We start from the raw sequence: 22,325 nt of genomic DNA, 5'->3' as shown, positions 1-22,325 counted from the left end.
CGTTGGATCTTACTTCCGGGCCTTGCGGCGACGGATGATCAGCTTGTCGGTGCGCTTGTTCTTGCGGGTCTTGTGGCCCTTGGTGGGGATGCCCCACGGAGACACCGGATGACGACCACCGCTGGTGCGGCCTTCACCACCACCATGCGGGTGATCCACCGGGTTCATGGCCACGCCGCGAACAGAGGGGCGCACGCCTCTCCAGCGTTTCGCACCGGCCTTGCCAAGCTGACGCAGGCTGTGCTCGGTGTTGCTCACTTCACCCAGGGTCGCACGGCACTCGGCCAGCACCTTGCGCATCTCGCCGGAGCGCAGACGCAGGGTGGCATAGTTGCCTTCGCGAGCGACCAACTGCGCGCTGGTGCCGGCACTGCGAGCAAGCTGAGCGCCCTTGCCGGGCTTGAGCTCGATGCAATGCACGGTAGAACCCAGCGGGATATTACGCAGCGGCAGGGTGTTACCCTTCTTGATCGGCGCGTTCACGCCGGACTCGAGGCGATCACCAGCACTCACCCCGCGCGGGGCAATGATGTAGCGACGCTCGCCGTCCAGGTACTTGAGCAGCGCGATGTGGGCGCTGCGGTTCGGATCGTGTTCCAGACGCTCGACGATGGCCGGAACGCCATCCTTGGTGCGCTTGAAATCGATGATCCGATAGTGCTGACGATGTCCACCGCCCACGTGGCGGGTGGTGATACGACCGTTGTTGTTACGCCCACCGGACTTGGACTGCTTCTCGAGCAACGGCGCGTAAGCGCGGCCCTTGTGCAGTTCCTCGCCGACGATCTTGACGACGTGGCGACGACCGGCGGATGTGGGTTTAGTCTTGACGATTGCCATGATCCGTACTCCTGCCCTTATTCGGCGCCAGAGAAGTCTTCAAGCGTTTCGCCGGCGGCCAGTGTCACGTACGCCTTGCGATAACCCTTGCGCTGACCGAGACCGTTCGCGCTGCGCTTGGTCTTGCCCTTGACGTTCAGCACCTGAACGCGGTCAACCTTCTTGCCGAACAGTTCCTGCACGGCGACCTTGATCTCGGGCTTGGTCGCGTCGTCCGCCACCTTGAACACGTACTGGTTGCGCTCGGCGGCCATGGCGGCCTTCTCGGTCACGTGCGGACCCAGCAGCACCTTGAATACACGTTCCTGGTTCATGCCAGCTTCTCCTCGAATTTGCGCAGAGCGGAGACGGTGGCCAGCACCTTGTCGAAGGCAACCAGACTCACCGGGTCGGCGGCGGCGACATCCACCACATCCACGTTGGGGATGTTGCGGGCGGCGAGGTAGAGGTTCTCGTCAACCTCTTCGGTAACGATCAGCACCTTCTCCAGGCCCAGCTCGCCCAGCTTGGCGACCAGCTGCTTGGTCTTGGGGCTCTCGACGCCGAAGGCATCGACGGCTACCAGGCGTTCCTGACGAACCAGCTCGGACAGGATCGAACGCATGGCCGCACGGTACATCTTGCGGTTAACCTTCTGGGAGTGGTCCTGCGGACGAGCCGCGAAGGTCACGCCACCGGCACGCCAGATCGGCGAACGGATGGTACCGGCGCGGGCACGGCCGGTGCCCTTCTGACGCCACGGCTTCTTGCCGCCGCCACGCACGTCGGAACGGTTCTTCTGGGCGCGGGTGCCCTGGCGACCACCAGCCAGATAGGCGGTGACGACCTGATGCACGAGCGCTTCGTTGAATTCTTTGGCGAAGGTGGCGTCGGACACTTCGACGGTGCCGGCACCGGCGCCTGCAAGATTCAGATTCATCGGTTAACTCCCCTCAGCCTGCTTTGACGGCGCTGCGCACGATGACATCACTGCCGGTGGCGCCGGGTACGGCACCCTTGATCAGCAGCAGGTTGCGCTCGGCATCGACACGGACGACTTCCAGGGTCTGCACGGTGCAGCGGGCGTTGCCCATCTGACCGGCCATCTTCTTGCCCTTGAATACGCGGCCCGGGGTCTGGCACATGCCAATGGAACCCGGTGCACGGTGAGCCAGGGAGTTACCGTGGCTGTTGTCCTGGGTACGGAAATTCCAGCGCTTCACGGCGCCTTGATAACCCTTACCCTTGGAGGTACCGGTCACGTCGACGTGTTGACCAGTTTCGAAGAGGGATACGGTGAGCTCGCCGCCCACTTCCGGAGCCTCGGCGCCTTCTTCCAGGCGGAACTCCATCAGCGAACGACCGGCCTCGACACCTGCCTTGGCGAATTCCCCAGCCTGGGCTTTCGACAGATGCTTGGCCTTGCGGGAGCCGGTTGTCACCTGAACCGCCGCGTAGCCGTCGGACTCGACGGACTTCACACGCGTAACGCGGTTGGGCTCAACCTCGATAACGGTCACGGGCACTGAGGCACCGTCTTCGGTAAAGACACGGGTCATCCCGGCCTTTTTACCGACCAAACCGATAGTCATGCTTAGTCTCCTTTAGTGTACGGGGCTATCACCCGCTATGGCTGCCCTTTCCAGAGCATTCCACTAGCACGTTGTATGACGCCATCCCGGCGTGGCGGCTGCTGAACCTCAGTGGCGCTTGGGAGGGACGCTGGGCCGCGAGTGTCTAGTGTGGTATCAGTCGAGCTTGATCTGCACGTCCACGCCGGCGGCGAGGTCGAGCTTCATCAGGGCGTCAACGGTTTTCTCGGTCGGCTCGACGATATCGAGCACGCGCTTGTGCGTACGAATTTCGTACTGATCACGAGCATCCTTGTTCACGTGCGGCGAGATCAGCACGGTATAGCGCTCGCGATTGGTCGGCAGAGGGATCGGACCCCGGACCTGGGCGCCGGTACGCTTGGCGGTATCCACGATCTCCGCAGCGGACTGGTCGATCAGGCGATGGTCGAAAGCCTTCAACCGAATGCGAATCTTCTGGTTCTGCATTTGCCCTAAACTCCAATGGATCTTGACGGCGCGAGCCGTCAACCCACGCATTCAAAGGATGCGCATTATAGGCGCACCAAAAACGAGAGTCAAACCCTCATCACGGTGCGCAGAAAGGGGGCTCCTTGCGGAGCCCCCTTCGATCGGTCGAGCGCTTGTCGCTTACTCGATGATCTTGGCCACGACGCCGGCGCCGACGGTACGACCGCCTTCGCGAACGGCGAAGCGCAGACCGTCATCCATGGCGACCGGAGCGATCAGGCTGACGACCATCTTGACGTTGTCGCCCGGCATGACCATTTCGACGCCTTCCGGTAGTTCGCAGGTACCGGTGATGTCGGTGGTACGGAAGTAGAACTGCGGACGATAGCCCTTGAAGAACGGAGTGTGACGACCACCCTCGTCCTTGGACAGCACGTAGACCTCAGCCTCGAACTTGGTGTGCGGGGTGATGGTGCCCGGCTTGGCCAGGACCTGACCACGCTCGACATCGTCACGCTTGGTACCACGCAGCAGTGCACCGATGTTCTCGCCTGCGCGACCTTCGTCGAGCAGCTTGCGGAACATTTCGACACCGGTAACGGTGGTCTTGGCGGTTTCCTTGATACCGACGATCTCGACTTCCTCGCCAGCCTTGACGATGCCGCGCTCGACACGACCGGTCACCACGGTGCCACGGCCAGAGATGGAGAAGACGTCCTCGATCGGCATCAGGAACGGCTGATCGATGGCGCGCTCCGGCTCCGGAATGTAGGCATCCAGGGCCTTGATCAGGTTGGCAACGGCGGTGGTACCCATGCCGTTGTCATCCTTGCCTTCCAGCGCCATCAGAGCAGAACCGGTGATGATCGGGCAGTCGTCGCCCGGGAAGTCGTACTCGTTGAGCAGTTCACGGACTTCCATCTCGACCAGCTCGAGCAGCTCTTCGTCGTCGACCATGTCGGCCTTGTTCAGGAACACGACGATGGTCGGCACGCCGACCTGGCGAGACAGCAGGATGTGCTCGCGAGTCTGCGGCATGGGGCCGTCGGCGGCGGAACAGACCAGGATAGCGCCGTCCATCTGGGCGGCACCGGTGATCATGTTCTTGACGTAGTCAGCGTGCCCCGGGCAGTCGACGTGAGCGTAGTGACGCTCTTCGGACTGGTACTCGACGTGAGCGGTGGCGATGGTGATACCGCGCTCGCGCTCTTCCGGTGCGTTGTCGATGGAGTCGAACGCACGGGCATCACCGCCGAAGACTTCCGCGGACACACGAGTCAGGGCCGCAGTCAGCGTGGTCTTACCGTGGTCGACGTGACCGATGGTGCCGACGTTGACGTGCGTTTTGGAACGTTCGAATTTTTCCTTAGCCACTGCTATGACCTCTTTACGTTAGCTAACGGTTAACCGTTCTGATTGATGACGGCTTCAACGACGCTGGACGGCGCCTCTTCGTAATCCGCAAACTCCATGGTGTAGCTTGCGCGGCCCTGGCTTTGAGAACGCAGATCGGTTGCGTAACCGAACATCTCAGCCAGCGGAACGGTGGCGCGAATGACCTTCCCGGCGGGCGTGTCATCCATCCCCTGGACCAGGCCTCGGCGACGGTTCAGGTCGCCCATGACATCCCCCATGAACTCCTCGGGTGTCACGACTTCGACCTTCATCACCGGCTCGAGCAGCACGGCCTTGGCCTTGGGTGCGCCTTCCTTGATCGCCATGGAAGAGGCGACCTTGAACGCGGTCTCGTTCGAGTCCACGTCATGGTAGGAACCGTCGAACAGCGTAACCTTGACGTCAATCATCGGGTAGCCCGCGATGACACCGTTCTGGAGCTGCTCATAGGCCCCCTTCTCGACAGCGGGCACGTATTCCTTCGGAACCACGCCGCCGACGATTTCAGAAGCGAACTTGAAGTGCATGTCTTCGTCGTCGCCCTTGTCTTCGGCCGTCAACGGCTCGATGCGCAGGTGCACATGGCCGTACTGGCCGCGACCACCGGACTGACGGACGAACTTGCCTTCCTGCTCGACACTCTGACGAATGGTCTCGCGGTAGGCCACCTGCGGCTTGCCGATGTTGGCATCCACCTTGAACTCGCGACGCAGACGGTCAACGATGATGTCCAGGTGCAGCTCGCCCATCCCGGAGATGATGGTCTGCCCGGTCTCTTCGTCGGTCTTGACCTGGAAGGACGGGTCTTCCTGGGCCAGCTTGCCCAGCGCCGTACCCATCTTCTCCTGGTCGGGCTTGGACTTCGGCTCGACGGCCACGGAGATCACCGGATCCGGGAACTCCATGCGCTCCAGCACGATCTTGTCGTTCAGGTCGCACAGAGTGTCACCGGTGGTGACGTCCTTGAGCCCGATGCAGGCGGCGATATCGCCGGCCAGCACTTCCTTGATCTCCTCGCGGGAGTTGGAGTGCATCTGCACGATACGGCCGACACGCTCTTTCTTCTCCTTGACGGAGTTGTAGACGCTGTCGCCGGACTTCAGCACGCCGGAGTAGACGCGAATGAAGGTCAGGGTGCCGACGAAGGGATCGGTGGCGATCTTGAAGGCCAGCGCGGCGAAGGGGGCATTGTCGTCCGCCTCGCGGGTCGCGACGGTGCCGTCCTTGTCGTCCAGCTCGCCTTCGATGGCCTTAACCTCGGTGGGAGACGGCATGTACTCGATCACGCCGTCCAGCACCGCCTGCACGCCCTTGTTCTTGAACGCGGAGCCACAGGTGACCAGCACGATCTCGTTGTCGAGGGTACGACGACGCAGGCCAGCCTTGATGTCTTCCACGGACAGGTCCCCTTCCTCGAGGTACTTGTCCATCAACTCTTCGGAGGCCTCGGCGGCGGACTCGACCATCTGCTCGCGATACTTCTGAGCGGTCTCTTCCAGCTCGGCGGGAATGTCGACCAACTTGTAGTTCATGCCGAAGTTGTCTTCATCCCACTCGATGGCCTTCATGCGAATGAGATCGATAACGCCCTTGAAGTCGTCCTCGGCACCCCAGTTGATCTGGATCGGCACGACATTGGCGCCCAGCTTGTTCTTGAGCTGGTCGATCACCATGAAGTAGTCAGCGCCGGCACGGTCCATCTTGTTGACGAACACCATCCGCGGCACTTCGTACTTGTTGGCCTGGCGCCAGACGGTTTCCGTCTGAGGCTGCACGCCGGAGCTGCCGCACAGCACCACGACCGCGCCGTCGAGCACGCGCAGGGAACGCTCCACCTCGATGGTGAAGTCCACGTGTCCCGGGGTATCGATGATATTGATGCGGTGCTCATCGAACTGCTTGTCCATCCCCTGCCAGAAGCAGGTCGTCGCCGCGGAGGTGATGGTGATGCCACGCTCCTGCTCCTGCTGCATCCAGTCCATGGTGGCGGCACCATCATGGACTTCGCCGACCTTGTGAGAAAGGCCGGTATAGAACAGGATACGCTCGGTAGTGGTCGTCTTACCGGCGTCGACGTGGGCTACGATACCGATATTGCGGTAACGCTTGAGCGGAGTCTTGCGAGCCACGATGTAACTCCCGTTGGTTGGCGATGCGGTTTAGAAGCGCTGAACTTAGAACCGATAGTGAGAGAAGGCCTTGTTGGCTTCTGCCATGCGGTGTACGTCCTCACGCTTCTTGACGGCCGAACCCTTGCCTTCGGCGGCATCCAGCATCTCGCCAGCCAGACGCTGCACCATGGTCTTCTCACCACGGCGGCGAGCGGCATCCACCATCCAGCGCATGGCGAGCGCCTGACGGCGAGACGGGCGCACTTCGACCGGCACCTGATAGGTCGCCCCGCCGACACGGCGAGACTTGACCTCGACCATGGGCTGGATGGTTTCCAGCGCCTTGTCGAAGATCTCCAGCGGCTCTTCCTTGCTACGCTCGGCAACCCTGTCCAGCGCACCATAGACGATACGCTCAGCTACGGACTTCTTGCCGCTGATCATCAGGTGGTTCATGAACTTCGCCAGGCGCTCGCTTCCGAATTTCGGATCCGGCAGGATCTCGCGCTTGGCCGCAACTCTTCTTCTAGGCATGATAAGCCCTCGTTCGAAGGGTCCTTCAGGTAAACCCGAGACGACCTAGCGGCGCTCGACCTTACTCTTATCAGACCGTGACTATAAAACTCTCGGTGGCCGTAGCCCTTGCGTCGAACGCCTTGATCAGGCCTTCGGACGCTTGGTGCCGTACTTGGAACGGCCCTGCTTACGATTCTGAACGCCGGAGGTATCCAGAGCACCGCGCACCGTGTGGTAACGGACACCCGGAAGGTCCTTGACCCGGCCGCCACGAATCAGGACCACGGAGTGCTCCTGGAGGTTGTGGCCTTCACCGCCGATGTAGGAAGCCACTTCATAGCCGTTGGTCAGGCGCACACGGCAGACCTTACGCAGGGCCGAGTTCGGCTTCTTCGGGGTAGTGGTATAGACGCGCGTGCAAACGCCGCGCTTCTGCGGGCAAGCTTGCAGCGCCGGCACGTCGCTCTTGGCGGCCTGGCGCTTGCGCGGCTTGCGCACGAGCTGATTGATCGTTGCCATTTATTGCTCCAAATGGGTTGCCTTGGCGGAAGCGAGTAGCCGTTCGCTTCCTGTCTTGCGCACTTTCCCAATGGTGCGAGCGCACCCGCCCCACTGTTAAAGGCTGCGCATTCTAATGTCTGATACTGCCGTCCGTCAAGCGTGGGCCCGCGTCATGCGGGCCCACGCCAATGGTTGCATCAGATGTCGTCGTCATCCGAATCCAGCGCGGTGAGCTGGGCGCCCAGCTCCTGCTCCACGTCCTGGGCGGAGGGATGGAGCAGCCGCTCGGCATCCTCCCGCTTGCGACGGCGCTCCGCGTGATGGGTCAGACCGGTACCGGCCGGGATCAGACGTCCCACCACCACGTTTTCCTTCAGACCGCGCAGGTAATCGCGCTTGCCGGTGACCGCCGCCTCTGTCAGCACCCGCGTGGTTTCCTGGAAGGAAGCCGCGGAGATGAACGACTCGGTCGCCAGGCTGGCCTTGGTGATACCCAGCAGCAGGCGCTGGTACTTGGCCGGGAACTTGTCCTCTTTCGCCAGGCGGGCGTTCTCCTCGAGCACGCGCACCAGCTCGACCTGATCGCCCGGGATGAACTCGGAATCACCGGCGTCGGTGACTTCCACCTTGCGCAGCATCTGACGCACGATCACTTCGATGTGCTTGTCGTTGATGCCCACGCCCTGCAGACGATAGACGTCCTGCACCTCGGCGACGATGTACTTGGCCAACTCGGCGATACCCAGCAGACGCAGGATATCGTGCGGGTTGCTCGGCCCGTCCGAGATCACCTCGCCCTTCTCGACGGTCTCGCCTTCGAAGACCGCGATCTGGCGCCATTTCGGGATCAGCATCTCGAACGGCTCGCCATCCTCGGGCGTGATCGTCAAGCGACGCTTGCCCTTGGTTTCCTTGCCGAAGCTGATGACACCGCTGACCTCGGCGAGGATCGCCGGCTCCTTGGGCTTGCGCGCTTCGAACAGGTCGGCAACCCGCGGCAGACCACCCGTGATGTCCTTGTTGCCGGTTGCTTCGACCGGAATCCGGGCAACCACTTCGCCAACACCGATGCGTGAGCCGTTGTCCACGGTCACCACGGCCTTGCCGGGCAGCAGGTACTGGACCGGCGTATCGGAGCCGGTCACGGTGACCGGCTTGCCGGCCTCGTCGGCGAGCAGGATCATCGGGCGCTTGTCGCGACCGGCCATCGGACGCGCCGCCGACTCGATCACCTCGATGGAAGACAGGCCCGTCATCTCGTCCACGCTGCGGTGGATGGTGACGCCCTCGTCCATGTCGGCGTACTGCACCTGACCCTCGGCCTCGGCGATGATCGGGTGAGTGTGCGGATCCCACTTGGCCACGGCCTGGCCGGCTTCGACCTCGTCGCCGTCCTTGACCGACAGCTCGGCACCATAGGGCAGCTTGTAGTACTCGCGCTCACGGCCATGCCCATCGGCAACGGCCAGGGCACTGGAGCGAGAGACCACGACCAGCTTGCCGTCGGCACGCTCGACGTGCTTGATGTTGTGCAGCCGCACCTTGCCGCCGTGCTTGACCTGGACACTGTCCACTGCGGAGGCACGAGAGGCTGCACCACCGATGTGGAAGGTCCGCATGGTCAGCTGGGTGCCAGGCTCGCCGATGGACTGAGCGGCGATGACACCCACCGACTCGCCGACGTTGACCTGATGGCCCCGCGCCAGGTCGCGACCGTAACAGGCCGAGCAGACGCCGTGACTGGTGCCACAGGTGATCGCCGAACGCACCACGATCTCGTCGACACCCATGGTGTCGAGTTCGGCACACCACTTCTCGTCGAGCAGGGTACCGCGCGGAATCAGCACTTCCTCGGTATTCGGGTCGACGACATCCTGAGCGACCACGCGACCCAGCACACGCTGTGCCAGGGAGACGATGATGTCGCCACCCTCGATGACCGGGTGCAGAGTCAGGCCGTTCTCGGTGCCGCAATCACTCTCGGTGATGACCATGTCCTGGGCCACATCGACCAGACGGCGGGTCAGATAACCGGAGTTGGCGGTCTTCAGTGCCGTATCCGCCAGACCCTTACGCGCGCCGTGCGTCGAGATGAAGTACTGCAGGACGTTCAGGCCTTCGCGGAAGTTGGCGACGATCGGCGTCTCGATGATCGACCCGTCCGGCTTGGCCATCAGGCCACGCATGCCGGCCAGCTGACGAATCTGCGCCGCGCTGCCCCGGGCACCGGAGTCAGCCATGATGAAGACGCTGTTGAAGGAATCCTGCTCGACCTCGTTGCCCTCGCGGTCGATCACGCTTTCCTTGGAAATCCCCGTCATCATCGCCTTGGCGACCTGGTCGTTGGCACGCGCCCAGATATCGATGACCTTGTTGTACTTCTCGCCCGCGGTCACGAGACCGGAGGAGAACTGGTCCTCGATTTCCTTCACTTCTTCCTCGGCAGCCTCGACGATCTCGGCCTTGGCATCCGGGATGACGAAGTCATTGACCCCGATCGAGGCGCCGGACCAGGTGGCCATGCGGAAGCCGGTGTACATCAACTGGTCGGCGAAGATCACCGCGGGTTTCAGGCCAGCGCGACGATAGACCTCGTTGATCAGCTTCGAGATGGCCTTCTTCTTCATCGGCTGGTCGACCAACGAGAAGGGAGCCCCCTCCGGCAAGATGCGATAGAGCAACGCACGACCCACGGTAGTGTCGTAGATCTTGCGGCTGTACGTCTTCTCGCCACCCTCTTCCTCGATGATGGTCTCGTCGAGGCGCACCTTGATGCGGGCATGCAGGGAAACGCTCTGGGTGCCGAACGCGCGCTCGACCTCGTCCAGGCCGGAGAACACCATCCCTTCGCCCTTGGCGTTGATGCGCTCGCGGGTCATGTAATAGAGACCGAGCACCACGTCCTGGGACGGCACGATGATCGGCTCGCCGTTGGCCGGTGACAGCACGTTGTTGGTGGCCATCATCAGGGCACGCGACTCGAGCTGGGCTTCCAGGGTCAGCGGTACGTGAACCGCCATCTGGTCGCCGTCGAAGTCGGCGTTGTAGGCAGCACAGACCAGCGGATGCAGCTGGATCGCCTTGCCCTCGATGAGCAGCGGCTCGAAGGCCTGGATACCGAGACGGTGCAGGGTCGGTGCCCGGTTGAGCAGCACCGGATGCTCGCGGATGACCTCGGCGAGAATGTCCCAGACTTCGGGCAGCTCGCGCTCGACCATCTTCTTGGCAGCCTTGATGGTGGAGGCCTGGCCATTGTGCTGCAGCTTGGAGTAGATGAACGGCTTGAACAGTTCCAGCGCCATCTTCTTGGGCAGACCGCACTGGTGCAGGCGCAGGGTCGGGCCCACGGTGATCACCGAGCGGCCGGAATAATCGACGCGCTTGCCGAGCAGGTTCTGACGGAAACGCCCCTGCTTGCCCTTGATCATGTCGGCCAGCGACTTCAGCGGGCGCTTGTTGGAGCCCGTGATCGCGCGACCGCGACGGCCGTTGTCGAGCAGCGCATCGACCGCTTCCTGCAGCATGCGCTTCTCGTTGCGCACGATGATATCCGGCGCATTGAGGTCGAGCAGGCGCTTGAGGCGGTTGTTGCGGTTGATCACGCGACGGTAGAGATCGTTGAGATCCGAGGTCGCGAAACGACCGCCATCCAGCGGCACCAGCGGACGCAGGTCCGGCGGCAGCACCGGCAGCACTTCCATGATCATCCAGGCCGGATCGTTGCCGGACCCCTGGAAGGCTTCAAGCAGCTTGAGGCGCTTGGAGAGCTTCTTGATCTTGGTTTCGGAGTTGGTCTGCGGGATCTCCTCGCGCAGACGCTCGATCTCTTCCTCGAGGTCGATGTCCTTGAGCATGGCCTGCACCGCCTCGGCGCCCATGCGGGCGTCGAAGTCGTCGCCGAACTCCTCGAGGGCCTCGAAGTACTGCTCGTCGTTGAGCAGCTGGCCGCGCTCGAGGGTCGTCATGCCAGGATCCACGACCATGAAGCTCTCGAAATAGAGCACGCGCTCGATGTCACGCAGGGTCATGTCCAGGAACATGCCGATGCGCGACGGCAGTGACTTCAGGAACCAGATGTGAGCGACCGGGCTGGCCAGCTCGATATGGCCCATCCGCTCACGACGCACGGCGGCCTTGGTGACCTCGACGCCGCACTTCTCGCAGATGATGCCACGATGCTTCATGCGCTTGTACTTGCCGCACAGGCACTCGTAATCCTTCACCGGACCGAAGATCTTGGCACAGAACAGGCCGTCACGTTCCGGCTTGAAGGTACGGTAGTTAATGGTCTCGGGTTTCTTGACCTCGCCGAAGGACCAGCTGCGAATCATGTCCGGCGACGCCAGGGTAATCTTGATCGCGTCGAACTCGTCGGACTGAGACTGCGATTTGAGGACTTTCACCAAATCTTTCATGGGTCGGCTCCGTTGCGGAGTTGTCATGGGCGGGGGCGCGCACGCCCCCGCGGACCGTCATACTGCGAAGCGCCGTTACGGCAGCCTCAGCTCTCCAGTTCGATGTCGATACCCAGCGAGCGGATCTCCTTCACCAGCACGTTGAAGGATTCCGGCATGCCCGCCTGCATGGCGTGGTCGCCATCCACGATGCTCTTGTACATCTTGGTACGACCCTCCACGTCGTCAGACTTGACGGTGAGCATCTCCTGGAGCGTGTAGGCTGCGCCGTAGGCCTCCAGGGCCCAGACCTCCATCTCCCCGAAACGCTGGCCGCCGAACTGGGCCTTGCCGCCCAGCGGCTGCTGGGTAACCAGCGAGTAGGAGCCGGTGGAGCGCGCATGCATCTTGTCATCCACCAGGTGGTTGAGCTTGAGCATGTACATGTAGCCCACGGTCACCGGTCGGTCGAAGGCTTCGCCGGTCCGGCCATCGTAGAGCGTCATCTGACCGGATTCCGGCAGACCGGCCAGCTTGAGCAGGTGCTTGATTTCATGCTCACGGGCACCATCGAAGACCGGCGTGGCCATGGGCACACCTGCCTTGAGGTTCTTCGCCAGAGCGATGACCTCTTCATCGGACAGCGAGTCCAGTTCCTCGACCCGGGTGCTACTGGCTGTATTGTAGACCTGTCCCAGGAACTCGCGGATTTCACCGACCTGCTGGTCGCGTGCCTCACGCAGCATCTGCTCGATCCGGACACCGAGCCCACGTGCCGCCATGCCCAGGTGCGTCTCGAGAATCTGGCCGACGTTCATCCGCGACGGCACCCCCAAGGGGTTGAGAATCAGGTCGATGGGTTCGCCGTTGTCGTCAAAGGGCATGTCCTCGATCGGCATGATCGCGGAGATGACACCCTTGTTACCGTGGCGGCCCGCCATCTTGTCGCCCGGCTGCATGCGACGCTTCACGGCCAGATAGACCTTGACGATCTTCAAGACGCCAGGCGCCAGATCGTCGCCCTGAGTGAGCTTGCGCTTCTTGTCCTCGAAGCGCTCGTCCATTTCCTTGCGACGATTCTCGAGCTGTTCGTCGGCCTGAGCCAGCAGCTCATTGAGCGACTCGTCCTGCATGCGCAGCTTGAACCACTGCTGACGCGGTAGTTCCTCGAGGTACTCGTCGCTGAGCACGTCGCCCTTCTTGAGCTTGGGCCCACCGTTGACGGCCTGGCCGGACAGGGTGCGTTGCAAGCGCTCGAAGGTGGCGTCCTCGGCGATCCGGTAGGTTTCCTGAAGATCCTTGCGAACCTCGTCGAGCTGCATCTGCTCGATGGACAGCGCGCGGGAATCCTTCTCCACCCCATCGCGCGTGAACACCTGGACGTCGATGACCGTGCCCTTCATGCCGGTCGGCGCACGCAGCGAGGTGTCCTTCACGTCGGACGCCTTCTCGCCGAAGATCGCACGCAGCAGCTTCTCTTCGGGCGTCAGCTGTGTCTCGCCCTTGGGCGTGACCTTGCCGACCAGGATATCGCCCGGGCCGACCTCGGCCCCGATGTAGACGACACCGGCCTCATCCAGCTTGGACAGTGCGGACTCGCCAACGTTGGGGATGTCCGAGGAAATTTCCTCGGCGCCCAGCTTGGTGTCGCGGGATACGCAGGTCAGCTCCTGGATGTGGATGGACGTGAAACGGTCCTCCTGGACGGCCCGCTCGGAAAGCAGGATCGAGTCCTCGAAGTTGTAACCGTTCCACGGCATGAAGGCGATGCGCATGTTCTGACCAAGCGCCAGATCCCCCATGTCGACGGACGGACCGTCGGCCAGAATATCGCCCCGTGCCACGGTGTCTCCCGTATGCACGATCGGACGCTGGTTCTGGCAGGTGTTCTGGTTGGAACGCAGGTACTTGGTCAGGTTGTAGATGTCGACGCCGGCTTCGCCGCCGATGATCTCGTCCTCGTTGACCCTCACCACGATCCGCTTGGCATCGACCGAGTCGATCACCCCGCCACGACGCGCCACAGCACAGACGCCGGAGTCGCGAGCGACGAAACGCTCCATACCGGTGCCCACCAGCGGCTTCTCGGCGCGCAGGGTCGGCACGGCCTGACGCTGCATGTTCGCCCCCATCAGGGCGCGGTTGGCGTCATCGTGCTCGAGGAACGGAATCAAGGCCGCTGCCACGGACACCACCTGACGCGGTGAGACGTCCATCAGAGTGACCTGCTCGGGGCGCATGAAGGTCGTCTCGCCCTTGTGGCGAACCTGCACCAGGTCATCGACCAGCTTGCCGCTCTCGTCCACGGTAGCCGACGCCTGGGCGATGACGAAGTCGCCCTCCTCGATCGCCGAGAGGTGCACCACCTCGTCGGTCACCTGGCTGTCCACGACCTTGCGGTACGGCGTCTCGAGGAAGCCATAGCTGTTGGTATGGCTGTAGGTGGCCAGGGAGTTGATCAGACCGATGTTCGGCCCCTCCGGCGTCTCGATCGGGCACAGACGACCATAGTGGGTCGCGTGCACGTCACGCACCTCGAAGCCGGCCCGCTCACGGGTCAGGCCACCCGGACCGAGGGCGGAGACACGACGCTTGTGAGTCACCTCGGACAGCGGGTTGTTCTGGTCCATGAACTGCGAGAGCTGGCTGGAACCGAAGAACTCCTTGACCGCCGCCGCGACTGGCTTGGCATTGATCAGGTCCTGCGGCATCAGGCCTTCGCTCTCGGCCATGGAGAGACGTTCCTTGACCGCGCGCTCGACGCGCACCAGGCCGACCCGGAACTGATTCTCGGCCATCTCGCCGACACAGCGGATGCGGCGGTTGCCCAGGTGGTCGATGTCGTCGACATCGCCGAAGCCGTTACGGATGTTGATCAGCTCGCCCAGCACATCGAGGATGTCGCGCTGATCGAGCACGCCGGAGCCCGTGTCGGACTCACGACGCAGGCGACGATTGAACTTCATGCGACCGACACCGGACAGGTCGTAGCGGTCTTCGGTGAAGAACAGGTTGTTGAACAGCGTCTCGGCCGCTTCCTTGGTGGGCGGCTCGCCGGGACGCATCATGCGGTAGATCTCGACCAGCGCCTCGAGCTGGGAGCCGGTGGTGTCCAGCTTGAGGGTATCGGAGATGAAAGGACCGCAATCGAGATCGTTGGTGTAGAGCGTCTCGATGGTGGTAATGCCGGCCTGGCCCAGGCTTTCCAGCAGCTCGGGCGTGAGCGCGGTGTTGCACGGGCAGATCAGCTCACCGGTGTTCGGGTTGACCTGATCCTTGGCCAGGGTCTTGCCGAACAGATAATCCATCGGCACTTCGAGGCGCTCGAGCCCGCTCTTCTCGAGCTGACGAATGTGCTTCTGGGTCACACGACGGCCTTCTTCGACGATGACGTTGCCGTCACCATCCTTGATGTCGAAGGTCGCGGTTTCGCCGCGCAGGCGCGACGGCACCAGATCCACGGAGAAGCCGGACTTCTCGATGTGGAAGGTGCTGGTCTCGAAGAACTCGTCGAGGATCTCCTCGGCGCTCATGCCCAGCGCACGCATCAGCACGGTCGCCGGCAGCTTGCGGCGACGGTCGATACGCACGAAGACGTTGTCCTTGGGATCGAACTCGAAGTCCAGCCAGGAACCGCGGTAGGGAATGACCCGTGCGGAATACAGCAGCTTGCCGGACGAGTGGCTCTTGCCCTTGTCATGGTCGAAGAACACACCCGGACTGCGGTGCAGCTGGGAGACGATGACGCGCTCGGTACCGTTGACGACGAAGGTACCGTTCTCGGTCATCAGGGGGATTTCCCCCATGTAGACTTCCTGCTCCTTGATGTCCTTGATCGCCTTGTTCGACGAATCCTTGTCGTAGATGATCAGGCGGACCTTGACGCGCAGGGGGGCCGAGTAGGTGACGCCACGCAGCTGACATTCCTTGACGTCGAACGCCGGCGTGCCGAAACGGTAGCTGACGTATTCCAGAGCAGCGTTGCCGGAAAAGCTCTCGATCGGGAAGACGGAGCGGAAGGCGGCATGCAGGCCGACGTCTAGACGTTCTTCGGGTGAGCGGTCCTGCTGGAGAAAGTCGTAATAGGAATCAAGCTGGATGGCCAGCAGGTAAGGCACATCCATCACTTGGGGCAGTTTGCCGAAATCCTTGCGGATGCGTTTTTTCTCAGTGTATGAGTAAGCCATCTGTATTCCCCAGCTTGTTCACCATGGGTGACCGATGCGTGTCGGCGCCACCCGACGGGGGTCGGCTCCGTCAGGCGCTGACGGCGAGCCCCCGGAAGAGGCTCGCCATCGGAATTCGGCCAACCGGCGCCCCGCAGGGCTACCGGCTAGCGACAACAGAAAAAGGCCGGCAGCGGATGTACCGCCACCAGCCGTACAAGCTTACGCCGCGCGTGAAGCCGTAGGCACAAGAGTTACTTGAGCTCCACGGAAGCGCCGGCTTCTTCCAGCTTGGTCTTGGCTTCTTCGGCATCTTCCTTGGACATGCCTTCCTTCAGGGTTGCCGGCACGCCGTCGACGGCGCCCTTGGCTTCCTTCAGGCCCAGGCCGGTGATCTCGCGGACGGCCTTGATGACGTTGACCTTCTTGTCGCCGGCACCGGTCAGCACCAGGTCGAATTCGGTCTGTTCTTCGGCGGCTTCAGCTTCGCCACCAGCGCCCGGGCCAGCCACGACGGCAGCAGCAGCGGACACGCCGAACTTCTCTTCCATCGCTTCGATCAGCTCAGCGACTTCCATCACGGACATGTCGGCGACGGCGTTGATGATGTCTTCTTTGGTCAGTGCCATTTTCACGTTCCTAACTTTGCGGGAGTCTCGATGATTCGACGACTCGGTGATTCAATGTTCGACTCGCGTGACGCGCCCGAGCTCCTGGCTCAGGCCGCCTCTTCCTGCTTCTGGTCGCGCAGCGCGGCGAGGGTGCGAACCAGCTTGCCGGCGGAGGCTTCCTTCATGACGGACATCAGCTTGGCAATGGCCTCGTCACGGGTCGGCAGGGTTGCCAGGCGATCGAGATCGCTTGCCGGGATGAACTCGCCTTCGTAGGCCAGCGCCTTGACTTCGAAGTCCTTCTCCGTCTTGCCGAACTCCTTGAACAAACGGGCGGCAGCACCCGGATGATCAGTGGAGAAGGCCAGAAGGGTCGGACCCACGAAGCTGTCATTCAGGCACTCCCACTGAGTGCCCTCCAGGGCGCGACGTGCCAGAGTGTTGCGCACAACACGGATCTGCACGCCATTCTCGCGGGCCTGCTTGCGCAGGTCGGTCATCTTGCTGACCGAGACACCACGAGAATCGGCAACAACGACGGAGAGAGCATCCTTGGCCGCTTCACTGACCTCGGCAACAATTGCTTTCTTGCCTTCGAGTGCTAGTGGCACAGTGATCACTCCTTCGTGCCGGAACCTCTCAAGAGCGTTCCGGTGGTTACCATCTCCCCCTCCGCAAGCGGTGGGGGTCCTGGGTGATGGTGCTCACCAGACGTCTGGCGGCCACACCATCTGCGCAGGCCTCCACTGAGGACGATTAAGCCGCCTTCCTGAATGAAGGCGGCACCTGCGGTCTTTGACGGTGCCCCGCCGGCTCTTGTCGAAACAGCGCACGGGGACCGCAAAGTTTCTTGCTCTTTATCGCTCCGCGATTCAGACCAGCGCGGAATGGTCGACGGTCACGCCCGGGCCCATGGTGGTGGACAGGGAGACCTTCTTGAAATACACACCCTTGGACGTGCTCGGTTTGAGCTTCTTCAGGTCGGCGATCAGCGCCTCCAGGTTGCCCCGGATGGCAGCAGCGTCGAAGTCGACCTTGCCCAGTGTGGTGTGGATGATGCCATTCTTGTCGGTACGGAACCGCACCTGACCCGCCTTGGCGTTCTTGACCGCAGTGGCGACGTCGGGGGTCACGGTACCGACCTTGGGGTTCGGCATCAGGCCGCGCGGACCGAGAATCTGGCCCAGCTGGCCGACGACGCGCATGGCATCCGGCGAGGCGATGACCACGTCGAAGTCGAGCTGGCCCTTCTTGACCTGCTCGGCCAGGTCGTCCATGCCGATGACATCAGCCCCGGCTTCCTTGGCCGCGTCAGCATTGGCGCCCTGAGTGAAGACGGCGACGCGCACGTCCTTGCCAGTACCATTCGGCATGACGGTGGCGCCACGCACGACCTGATCGGATTTACGCGGATCGACACCCAAGTTGATGGCGACGTCGACAGATTCCTTGAACTTCACATTGGAGAGTTCGGAAAGCAGCTCGACGGCCTCATCCAGGCTGTATGCCTTGTTCGGGTCGACCTTTTCACGGAACAGCTTTGCACGCTTGGTCAGCTTAGCCATGATCAGAGACCCTCCACGTTCAGGCCCATGCTACGGGCGCTACCGGCAATGGTGCGCACCGCGGCGTCGAGATCGGCGGCCGTCAGATCCGGCTCCTTGGCCTGAGCGATCTCTTCGAGTTGCTCGCGGGTCACGGTGCCGACCTTGTTCTTGTTCGGCTCGCCAGAGCCGGACTTGATGCCAGCCGCCTTCTTCAGCAGGACCGACGCGGGCGGGGTCTTGGTGACGAAGGTGAAGCTGCGGTCGGCATACACGGTGATGACGACCGGGGTCGGCAGACCCGGCTCGAGGTTCTGCGTCTCGGCGTTGAAGGCCTTGCAGAACTCCATGATGTTGACGCCGTGCTGACCCAGCGCGGGCCCCACGGGAGGACTCGGATTGGCTTTACCAGCTGCGACCTGCAGCTTGATGTAAGCCTGTACTTTCTTGGCCATGATGGACTCCAGATGGGTAATAGCGCCTTGCGGCTCCCCGGGTTAAGCGGCCACCTAGGCGACCGCCACGTTCATGCTCGGGTCACTCTTTCTCGACCTGAGCGAATTCCAGCTCGACGGGCGTGGAGCGACCGAAGATCAGCACGCTGACCTGCAGGCGGCTCTTGTCGTAGTTGACTTCCTCGACCACGCCATTGAAATCGGCGAAAGGCCCGTCAATGACACGCACCGACTGCCCCGGCTCGAACATGGTCTTCGGCCGCGGCTGCTCGACGCCGTCCTTGACACGACTGAGAATGGCGTCTGCCTCACGCTGCGTGATAGGCGCCGGCTTCTCCTTCGTGCCACCGATGAACCCCATGACTCGCGGGGTCTCATTGACCAGGTGCCAGGTCTCATCGGCCATTTCCATCTCGACCAGCACATAGCCGGGATAGAACTTGCGTTCGCTCTTGCGGCGCTTGCCGTCACGCACCTCAACGACTTCTTCGGTCGGCACCAGGATCTCGCCGAAGCGGTCCTCCATGCCATACAGCTTCACGCGCTCAATGAGCGAGCGCATGACATGCTTCTCGAAGCCGGAATAGGCGTGTACGACGTACCAACGCTTGGACATGCGGACTCCTAACCAATGACGCCGGACATCGCCCAGCCAAGAAGCGTGTCGATGAGCCACAGCATCAGCCCCACCACCAGCACGGCAACCAGCACGATGGCGGTCGTCTGGATGGTTTCGGGACGTGTCGGCCAGACAACGCGCTGAATCTCTTTCTTCGCGTTGCGGGCCAGCTCCAGCAGCTCGCGACCCTTCGTGGTGGTCAATGCCAACAGCGCCGCCACCACGCTGAGCGCGACGACACCGAGCACACGATAAAGTAATGCCATGTCGGCAAAGTACGTATTGCCGACCACGGCCAGAACCAACAGAATGACGACAACCGCCCACTTGAGCCCGTCGTGGCGCGACTCCTGCACCTCGGCGTTATGTTTCATGACCACGAGACTCCTCAGGGGCAGCAATCGAAAACAAGACAGTATACGGGATATTGCCAGCCTGGGGAAGACTGGCAGGCCAGGAGGGACTCGAACCCCCAACCTGCGGTTTTGGAGACCGCTGCTCTGCCAATTGAGCTACTGGCCTGTATGCCTTCAAGGCCCGCCTTTGCAGCGACCCCGAGCGACAGCGGGCGCCATGATAGCGAAGCCCTTTTCGCCTGGCAACCCCTTCCGGCACGCTCACTTCCGGAAGAAAAAGAAAAGGCGAGCTCTCGCTCGCCTTTTCGCAATGGAGCTCATGGACGGATTTGAACCGTCGACCTCACCCTTACCAAGGGTGTGCTCTACCCCTGAGCTACATGAGCGCTTACAACCGACATCGAAACGATGTCAAAACACTGGAGCGGGCAGCGGGGATCGAACCCGCATCATCAGCTTGGAAGGCTGAGGTTCTACCATTGAACTATGCCCGCCTGCCCACTCTTGCGCCATTCTCGCTCAGCGAGCACGGCAGAATCTGGTGGAGGGGGAAGGATTCGAACCTTCGAAGCTTTCGCGGCAGATTTACAGTCTGCTCCCTTTGGCCACTCGGGAACCCCTCCAACTGGCGGAGCATTTTACAGCTCCAGGTTACGGTGTCAAGTGATTGTTTTCTCAATCATCCTGACAGGACATCCTCGTCGAGACAGGGCTGCCGCTCCGGAACGCGACGCATTCTGTCAAAGCAGCATGGAGAATGCAAGGCCAGCGCGAATCTTTTCCAATGCCACCGGCCGTGGCACCTCCGGCGCCCCCGACATTCGGCCGGCTCGCTCGGCCGCGGTCAACGGAAAACAGGCCTCGAGGCCACCATAGACCATATCGGGCCACACGGCATGCGGCGCCTGGATACCCCGTGACACCACCCGTGCGTCGCCCCCCGTCACCAGCAGCGGCAAGGCGACGCCTTGCTGATCGCATACCTCGCTGTAGATACGGTTCACTGCACTGACCGCCGCCATGTAGATGCCATGATTGACCGCCTCGACGGTGCGAACCCCCGGCTCCAGGAGCTCGTCGGCCTCACTGTCCGGATCGATGGCCACGTTTCGGGTACCCAGCTTCAGGCTCTCCTTCATCAGGCGCAGCCCCGGCAGTATGTAACCACCGAGATGTCGCCCACCGGGCAGCACGAAGTCCATGGTGATGGCACTGCCACAATCCACCGAGCAACAGCCGCCCGCCAGCTGATAGCCTGCCAACACCCCCATCCAGCGGTCGACGCCCAGTCGAGCGGGCTCTTCATAGCCATTGGTCACGCCCAGGGCTTCCGGCGTGGAGCGGGCCACATGGACTCCCCCCACCCGATGCCGCAACAGCGTCACCGTCCGGGCAAGCACCGCCTGACGGGCCACGCTGGAGATGCGGACCGACTCGACCACGTCCAGGTCCGGAATATCCGCACCCGGGCGCCACTCCTCTCGGGTCCAGACGGCCCCTCGGGAACGTATCTCGCTACTGTCGGCATCCTTGAGTCGCCACTTCGACAACGTATTCCCGATGTCCAGGTCGAGGATCATACGCGGCCCCGCACGCTGATCTCACCTCCAGCAAGCTTCCAGCGCTCGGTGGACCGCCTGACCCACAGGTTGCCCGACGCATCCACCTGCTCCGCAATGGCAACATCGCGACGATCCCCCTGGATTACCTCGACCTCCTGCCCGGCAAACGCATGACGCGCATTCCAGGCATCCTGCCAGGCAGCAAACCCGTGCTGCTCGAAGTCCGCCAGCAGCGGCATCAATTGAGCCAGCAGCTCGATGGCCAACTGGTTGCGCGCAAGCGCCGGGGCCTGGTCACGAACCGCCGACACCGGCTGTTCGATACCTGCCCGGAACTCGGCGGACAGATCGACATTGATGCCGATTCCCACCACGACCTCACAAGGCCCCGCGGCATCACCACTCATTTCCACCAGGATGCCGGCCAGCTTGCCGAACGCGCCACTCGAGGTCTCCAGCAGCACATCATTGGGCCACTTGAGCAATGGCGCCACACCATGTGATTCCAGCACGCGGGACAACACGACACCGACAGCCAGGCTCAAGCCCTCCAGGGCTGCGACCCCCGACTCGAAGCGCCACCCCACCGACAACATCAAGGTACGCCCCCATGGAGTCACCCAGGCTCGACCTCGACGCCCCTTGCCAGCACTCTGCTGCTCGACAAGGCAAACCTCGCCGTGTCCGGCCCCCTGTTCAAAGCGATCCCGCACGAACTGATTGCTCGAAGGCAGCACCTCTTCGACGAACAGCCGAGTCACGCAACGCCTGGCTTCTCGCGGCAGGCCGGCCACGATGGCGCTGCCATCGAGCAGTTCCAGCGGCTCGGCAAGCCGGTAGCCCTGCCCTTTCACCGCCTCCATGGGAATGCCCAGCGACTCGAGCTTACGCAACTGCTTCCATACCGCCGCACGAGAAACACCCAGCCGCTCCCCAAGCTGTTCGCCAGAATGGAACTCACCATCGCTCAGCAAGCGGATCAGGTCTCCGATGGTCATGCACAGGCCCCAACCAAGGAAAACCCATATTCTATCGGAACAGGCCAAGCGCCGGAAATTCGCCTTATCGCTACCTCCATGATGGCCCCTGCATATTCGTTCAGCGATCAAGTCATCGACGTAGCACGGGGCGCTTCGTCCAGCCACCCGACACAAAACCCCCGACCTCAGTGAGGCCGGGGGTCTCGGTATAAGTGCCTGACGCCTCCACGGCCACGCCGTGGCCTCGAGCCTGG

Annotated in this window: 19 protein-coding genes and 4 tRNA genes; all 23 read right to left on the bottom strand. The window is 62.3% G+C overall.

Features of this window, described 5'->3' with window-relative positions; all coding sequences use genetic code 11:
- Positions 1–9 precede the first annotated feature (9 nt).
- Positions 10–840: a 50S ribosomal protein L2 gene (gene rplB, locus A9O65_RS13845; protein WP_064700138.1), complete on the bottom strand. Its 831-nt coding sequence runs from the start codon at positions 838–840 to the stop codon at positions 10–12.
- Between the two features lie 17 nt (positions 841–857).
- Positions 858–1,154, bottom strand: coding sequence for a 50S ribosomal protein L23 (gene rplW / locus A9O65_RS13840; protein ID WP_064700137.1), 297 nt, complete (start codon positions 1,152–1,154; stop codon positions 858–860).
- Complete coding sequence (gene rplD, locus A9O65_RS13835; protein WP_064700136.1) at positions 1,151–1,759, bottom strand: 50S ribosomal protein L4; 609 nt, start codon at positions 1,757–1,759, stop codon at positions 1,151–1,153. The genes rplW and rplD overlap by 4 nt, the downstream gene beginning before the upstream one ends.
- Before the next feature lie 13 nt (positions 1,760–1,772).
- On the bottom strand, positions 1,773–2,411 hold the full coding sequence (rplC, locus tag A9O65_RS13830; protein WP_064700135.1) for a 50S ribosomal protein L3: 639 nt from the start codon (positions 2,409–2,411) through the stop codon (positions 1,773–1,775).
- A 156-nt stretch (positions 2,412–2,567) separates the two neighbouring features.
- Positions 2,568–2,879 carry a 30S ribosomal protein S10 gene (gene rpsJ, locus A9O65_RS13825; RefSeq protein ID WP_010626466.1) on the bottom strand — a complete coding sequence of 104 codons (312 nt, stop codon included), beginning with the start codon at positions 2,877–2,879 and terminating at the stop codon, positions 2,568–2,570.
- A 162-nt stretch (positions 2,880–3,041) separates the two neighbouring features.
- Entirely contained in the window at positions 3,042–4,235 is a 1,194-nt protein-coding gene (gene tuf / locus A9O65_RS13820; RefSeq protein ID WP_064700134.1) for an elongation factor Tu, read from the bottom strand.
- 29 nt (positions 4,236–4,264) lie between these two features.
- Positions 4,265–6,385, bottom strand: a complete 2,121-nt coding sequence (gene fusA / locus A9O65_RS13815; RefSeq protein ID WP_064702400.1) for an elongation factor G — start codon at positions 6,383–6,385, stop codon at positions 4,265–4,267.
- 45 nt (positions 6,386–6,430) lie between these two features.
- On the bottom strand, positions 6,431–6,901 hold the full coding sequence (rpsG, locus tag A9O65_RS13810) for a 30S ribosomal protein S7 (RefSeq protein ID WP_013330989.1): 471 nt from the start codon (positions 6,899–6,901) through the stop codon (positions 6,431–6,433).
- Between the two features lie 126 nt (positions 6,902–7,027).
- Positions 7,028–7,402: a 30S ribosomal protein S12 gene (rpsL, locus tag A9O65_RS13805; RefSeq protein WP_013330988.1), complete on the bottom strand. Its 375-nt coding sequence runs from the start codon at positions 7,400–7,402 to the stop codon at positions 7,028–7,030.
- Between the two features lie 179 nt (positions 7,403–7,581).
- Complete coding sequence (gene rpoC / locus A9O65_RS13800; protein ID WP_064700132.1) at positions 7,582–11,799, bottom strand: DNA-directed RNA polymerase subunit beta'; 4,218 nt, start codon at positions 11,797–11,799, stop codon at positions 7,582–7,584.
- 86 nt (positions 11,800–11,885) lie between these two features.
- Positions 11,886–15,965 carry a DNA-directed RNA polymerase subunit beta gene (gene rpoB / locus A9O65_RS13795; RefSeq protein WP_064700131.1) on the bottom strand — a complete coding sequence of 1,360 codons (4,080 nt, stop codon included), beginning with the start codon at positions 15,963–15,965 and terminating at the stop codon, positions 11,886–11,888.
- 233 nt (positions 15,966–16,198) lie between these two features.
- Positions 16,199–16,573, bottom strand: a complete 375-nt coding sequence (gene rplL, locus A9O65_RS13790; RefSeq protein WP_064700130.1) for a 50S ribosomal protein L7/L12 — start codon at positions 16,571–16,573, stop codon at positions 16,199–16,201.
- A gap of 89 nt (positions 16,574–16,662) precedes the next feature.
- Complete coding sequence (rplJ, locus tag A9O65_RS13785; protein ID WP_064700129.1) at positions 16,663–17,166, bottom strand: 50S ribosomal protein L10; 504 nt, start codon at positions 17,164–17,166, stop codon at positions 16,663–16,665.
- A 261-nt stretch (positions 17,167–17,427) separates the two neighbouring features.
- Complete coding sequence (gene rplA / locus A9O65_RS13780; protein ID WP_064700128.1) at positions 17,428–18,120, bottom strand: 50S ribosomal protein L1; 693 nt, start codon at positions 18,118–18,120, stop codon at positions 17,428–17,430.
- A gap of 2 nt (positions 18,121–18,122) precedes the next feature.
- Complete coding sequence (rplK, locus tag A9O65_RS13775) at positions 18,123–18,554, bottom strand: 50S ribosomal protein L11 (protein WP_064700127.1); 432 nt, start codon at positions 18,552–18,554, stop codon at positions 18,123–18,125.
- 82 nt (positions 18,555–18,636) lie between these two features.
- Complete coding sequence (gene nusG / locus A9O65_RS13770) at positions 18,637–19,170, bottom strand: transcription termination/antitermination protein NusG (RefSeq protein WP_064700126.1); 534 nt, start codon at positions 19,168–19,170, stop codon at positions 18,637–18,639.
- Positions 19,171–19,178: 8 nt separating this feature from the next.
- Entirely contained in the window at positions 19,179–19,547 is a 369-nt protein-coding gene (gene secE, locus A9O65_RS13765) for a preprotein translocase subunit SecE (protein ID WP_064700125.1), read from the bottom strand.
- 72 nt (positions 19,548–19,619) lie between these two features.
- Positions 19,620–19,695, bottom strand: a tRNA-Trp gene (locus A9O65_RS13760).
- Positions 19,696–19,840: 145 nt separating this feature from the next.
- Positions 19,841–19,915 (bottom strand) — tRNA-Thr (locus A9O65_RS13755).
- Positions 19,916–19,949: 34 nt separating this feature from the next.
- Positions 19,950–20,023 (bottom strand) — tRNA-Gly (locus tag A9O65_RS13750).
- A 45-nt stretch (positions 20,024–20,068) separates the two neighbouring features.
- A tRNA-Tyr gene (locus tag A9O65_RS13745) sits at positions 20,069–20,152 on the bottom strand.
- A gap of 117 nt (positions 20,153–20,269) precedes the next feature.
- Complete coding sequence (locus A9O65_RS13740) at positions 20,270–21,109, bottom strand: type III pantothenate kinase (RefSeq protein ID WP_064700124.1); 840 nt, start codon at positions 21,107–21,109, stop codon at positions 20,270–20,272.
- Complete coding sequence (locus tag A9O65_RS13735) at positions 21,106–22,089, bottom strand: biotin--[acetyl-CoA-carboxylase] ligase (protein WP_064700123.1); 984 nt, start codon at positions 22,087–22,089, stop codon at positions 21,106–21,108. Before A9O65_RS13735 ends, A9O65_RS13740 begins: the two co-directional genes overlap by 4 nt.
- Between the last annotated feature and the right edge of the window lie 236 nt (positions 22,090–22,325).

The sequence above is a fragment of the Halomonas caseinilytica genome (assembly GCF_001662305.1).
Taxonomy (GTDB): Bacteria; Pseudomonadota; Gammaproteobacteria; order Pseudomonadales; family Halomonadaceae; genus Halomonas; species Halomonas caseinilytica.
Note: the sequence above shows the minus strand (reverse complement) of the source record. Positions and strands in the feature narration are given on the sequence as shown.

Excerpts from the sequence above, each read along its gene's own strand:
- rplB (WP_064700138.1), bottom strand. The coding sequence starts at position 840 with ATGGCAATCGTCAAGACTAAACCCACATCCGCCGGTCGTCGCCACGTC.
- rplW (WP_064700137.1), bottom strand. The coding sequence starts at position 1,154 with ATGAACCAGGAACGTGTATTCAAGGTGCTGCTGGGTCCGCACGTGACC.
- rplD (WP_064700136.1), bottom strand. The coding sequence starts at position 1,759 with ATGAATCTGAATCTTGCAGGCGCCGGTGCCGGCACCGTCGAAGTGTCC.
- rplC (WP_064700135.1), bottom strand. The coding sequence starts at position 2,411 with ATGACTATCGGTTTGGTCGGTAAAAAGGCCGGGATGACCCGTGTCTTT.
- rpsJ (WP_010626466.1), bottom strand. The coding sequence starts at position 2,879 with ATGCAGAACCAGAAGATTCGCATTCGGTTGAAGGCTTTCGACCATCGC.
- rpsG (WP_013330989.1), bottom strand. The coding sequence starts at position 6,901 with ATGCCTAGAAGAAGAGTTGCGGCCAAGCGCGAGATCCTGCCGGATCCG.
- rpsL (WP_013330988.1), bottom strand. The coding sequence starts at position 7,402 with ATGGCAACGATCAATCAGCTCGTGCGCAAGCCGCGCAAGCGCCAGGCC.
- rpoC (WP_064700132.1), bottom strand. The coding sequence starts at position 11,799 with ATGAAAGATTTGGTGAAAGTCCTCAAATCGCAGTCTCAGTCCGACGAG.
- rpoB (WP_064700131.1), bottom strand. The coding sequence starts at position 15,965 with ATGGCTTACTCATACACTGAGAAAAAACGCATCCGCAAGGATTTCGGC.
- rplL (WP_064700130.1), bottom strand. The coding sequence starts at position 16,573 with ATGGCACTGACCAAAGAAGACATCATCAACGCCGTCGCCGACATGTCC.
- rplA (WP_064700128.1), bottom strand. The coding sequence starts at position 18,120 with ATGGCTAAGCTGACCAAGCGTGCAAAGCTGTTCCGTGAAAAGGTCGAC.
- rplK (WP_064700127.1), bottom strand. The coding sequence starts at position 18,554 with ATGGCCAAGAAAGTACAGGCTTACATCAAGCTGCAGGTCGCAGCTGGT.
- nusG (WP_064700126.1), bottom strand. The coding sequence starts at position 19,170 with ATGTCCAAGCGTTGGTACGTCGTACACGCCTATTCCGGCTTCGAGAAG.
- secE (WP_064700125.1), bottom strand. The coding sequence starts at position 19,547 with ATGAAACATAACGCCGAGGTGCAGGAGTCGCGCCACGACGGGCTCAAG.
- A9O65_RS13740 (WP_064700124.1), bottom strand. The coding sequence starts at position 21,109 with ATGATCCTCGACCTGGACATCGGGAATACGTTGTCGAAGTGGCGACTC.
- A9O65_RS13735 (WP_064700123.1), bottom strand. The coding sequence starts at position 22,089 with ATGACCATCGGAGACCTGATCCGCTTGCTGAGCGATGGTGAGTTCCAT.